Genomic DNA, 2,575 nt, shown 5'->3' with positions numbered 1-2,575 from the left:
GGCTTCTGGGTGGTCATCTAAGTCTGAGAGACTACGATGCTCAGGTGGGTGAAGCCATGGCCATGGTCAAAGCGCTTAACCGGATCACGCTATTAGGAATGCCGAACAGTATTCGCATCACGTAACAATCGACCCGTATGGGGCGCAGTCATTACAGGTTCTGATTTATTCAACAAAGCCCTCACCCGGATGAAAGTCTGACGCTGAAAAATATCACGGATATTGCACCGGGCGTTGTACTCAGCGAATGGTCGTGTATACAATATGTTGATTGCAGTGTGAAATGTCCGGTTTTGGATGTGGAATACAGTGGCTAAAGTTGATGTAAGATGCCAGTTTTGTGAACAGACATCTCCTGTGAAAAAACACGGTCATGGCAAAAGTGGCCATCAGCGTTACCGTCGTCAGTCATGCAAACACGGATAGCTACAGGGCTTACAACGACGAACTTCCAAAAGTAAAACACATTGTTAGCAAGCTGTATACACAGCGTATTGAGCGTGCGCATCTGACAGTGCGTAACCGATTGCAACGGCTCAATCGCAAGACGCCAGGATATTCAAAATCATCCGAAATGCACGATAGTATCATCGGTACTTACATCGAACGCGAGTACTACGTTTGATGCTACATCAACTCATTGAATACACGACCCGCGGTGGCTGCTGCACACAACCAAAAACAAACTTGCGATCAGCAACCCCTGAATCAAACGCATCTGCGGTATCCTGCGAGTATCGGTTCGTTTTATTGTTCACCGCGCCCTGCGGGGAATGTCACGCTATCAGAATGATATTACAGCCTAATTTAGCGTTGATTTCACTGTTTTTGCAAGCATGACGCGGTAAATGACCGGTTACTCGGACACCGGCACCAGCCAGTCGCTCTCGCCAACGCGATGACGCTGGAAGTCTATGCAAAAAACCGGGGCCAGTCGTTCAGGCTGCATGACGCCTGCTGCGTCGCCAGCATCAATCAGTTTACATTTTGAAATCAACCATATATCATCAGCCTGCTGTAAGCTGTGATTTAAATCATGAGCGCTGGCTAGCACAATCAACCCTGCCTGACACAACACTTTCAGCATGGCATCAAGCGCCACGCGTTGCGCTACGTCCAGACCAGTGGCGTGCTCATCGAGCACCAACAGGCGAGCATAAGGATTCAGCGAAGGCCATACCTGTAAGAATACGGCGGCAAGATGTACACGTTGCCACTCGCCGCCGGACAGCTCCGTCAACGGACGCGTCAATTTATCCGTTAACATCAGACGCGTGGCAAGTTGGGCGACCACTTCATCGACCGGCATAGGCGCTGACGCTGACGAGCTGTAGACGCCGCCCGCAGGCAACGTTGGTCAGACGCAGCGCGCAGGGGACGTGATGCTTCAACTCTTGCGTCAACAATTACTCGGCAACCGCAGCATCAATGGCGTTAACAATCATTTTGTCATCCGGAGCGATATCGGGAGAGAAACGCTGAATCACCTGGCCATTGCGCCCGATCAGGAATTTTTCAAAGTTCCACAGAATATCTTCAGGATGCTTGGGCGCCCGACCTTTATTGAGTAAGCGCCCATAAAAACCGCTAAGCAGATTTCCCTTAGCTTTGTGCTGTGCGGCAATCAGGTGACGGTACAGGGGATGACGTTGCTCGCCATTTACCTCAATCTTGCTGAACATCGGGAACTGCACGCCATAGGTGGCACGGCAAAATTCCTGAATCTCAGCGTCGCTGCCCGGCTCTTGTCCGGCGAATTCATTGGAAGGAAACCCCAGCACCACTAAGCCGCGCTCGCGATAGGTTTCATACAGTTTTTCCAACGCATCGTACTGTTTGGTTAAACCGCATTTGGAGGCCACGTTAACAATCAGTGCGACCTGTCCCTGATAAGCGCCAAAGGTGGTCGCCTCGCCGTTAATCGTGGTCAACGGGATTGCATAGATGTCGTTACTCATAGTCACCTTCCTGTTGTACGTCATTAGGTTACATTTACCGGATTACGCCGGCGCAGCAGCAGCCAGATAAACAACGGTGCGCCGAGCGTCGCGGTGGTTACACCGATGGGCAACTCGGCCGAGGGGATCATTACGCGCGCCATGGTGTCAGAGAGCGAGAGCGTCATGGCACCCGCCAGCCCGCAGCCCGTCAGCAAGTAGCGTCGATCGGTCAACCCCATCAGGCGCAGCGCGTGGGGGACAATCAGCCCGACAAACCCGATAACACCGGCCAGCGCAACGCTAATCCCCACAAGAATGCGCACCACCAGCACCAGAAGATTACGCCAGCGATGAACAGAGATTCCCAACTGCCGTGCCTGAATCTCCCCCAGAGAAAGACGGTTGAGCGTCTGTCCCTGACGGCTTAACTGTATTAGTCGCGACTAGATCTGACACTGGACCTTGAAAGGTTGAGAGTTACCGGTTTTGATATGGGTGTCTAATCCTTAAACAAAACGCGAGGTAACTCTCATGCTTCATACTAACAATCCCATTATCAAACACAAAGCCAGCCTGCTCAATCTCGCCGAAGAACTCGGTAACGTATCAAAAGCCTGCAAGATCATGGGCGTGTC

4 protein-coding genes and 3 pseudogenes are annotated in these 2,575 nt (G+C 51.7%); 3 read left to right on the top strand and 4 right to left on the bottom strand.

Annotation, left to right across the window (positions count from 1 at the left end; all coding sequences use genetic code 11):
* Positions 1-125: pseudogene (locus tag QZ506_RS20785) on the top strand (IS5/IS1182 family transposase); the annotation flags it as partial.
* 115 nt (positions 126-240) lie between these two features.
* Here the strand turns inward: QZ506_RS20785 and QZ506_RS20780 are convergent.
* The gene (locus QZ506_RS20780; protein ID WP_291973621.1) at positions 241-390 is read right to left on the bottom strand and encodes a hypothetical protein; all 150 of its coding nucleotides are present in this window, start codon (positions 388-390) and stop codon (positions 241-243) included.
* Here QZ506_RS20780 and QZ506_RS20775 point away from each other — a divergent pair.
* Positions 358-625 (top strand): annotated as a pseudogene (locus tag QZ506_RS20775) (IS1 family transposase). The gene QZ506_RS20780 and the pseudogene QZ506_RS20775 sit on opposite strands and share 33 nt — an antisense overlap.
* 231 nt (positions 626-856) lie before the next feature.
* Here the strand turns inward: QZ506_RS20775 and QZ506_RS20770 are convergent.
* The 3 genes and pseudogenes from QZ506_RS20770 to QZ506_RS20760 form a co-directional block, all read right to left on the bottom strand.
* Positions 857-1,294, bottom strand: a complete 438-nt coding sequence (locus QZ506_RS20770) for a hypothetical protein (RefSeq protein ID WP_291973619.1) — start codon at positions 1,292-1,294, stop codon at positions 857-859.
* Between the two features lie 112 nt (positions 1,295-1,406).
* Complete coding sequence (locus tag QZ506_RS20765) at positions 1,407-1,958, bottom strand: glutathione peroxidase (protein WP_291973617.1); 552 nt, start codon at positions 1,956-1,958, stop codon at positions 1,407-1,409.
* Between the two features lie 23 nt (positions 1,959-1,981).
* A pseudogene (locus tag QZ506_RS20760) lies at positions 1,982-2,377 on the bottom strand (iron chelate uptake ABC transporter family permease subunit); the annotation flags it as partial.
* A 94-nt stretch (positions 2,378-2,471) separates the two neighbouring features.
* Here QZ506_RS20760 and QZ506_RS20755 point away from each other — a divergent pair.
* Positions 2,472-2,575 (top strand): helix-turn-helix domain-containing protein (locus tag QZ506_RS20755; RefSeq protein WP_367273049.1); only part of this gene is annotated, 104 nt, incomplete at its 3' end.

The organism is Candidatus Symbiopectobacterium sp. (assembly GCF_020054415.1).
GTDB lineage: Bacteria > Pseudomonadota > Gammaproteobacteria > Enterobacterales > Enterobacteriaceae > Symbiopectobacterium.
Note: the sequence above shows the minus strand (reverse complement) of the source record. Positions and strands in the feature narration are given on the sequence as shown.

Bases quoted from the DNA above. Each gene is read 5' to 3' on its own strand.
- QZ506_RS20780 (WP_291973621.1), bottom strand. From the start codon at position 390: ATGGCCACTTTTGCCATGACCGTGTTTTTTCACAGGAGATGTCTGTTC.
- QZ506_RS20765 (WP_291973617.1), bottom strand. From the start codon at position 1,958: ATGAGTAACGACATCTATGCAATCCCGTTGACCACGATTAACGGCGAG.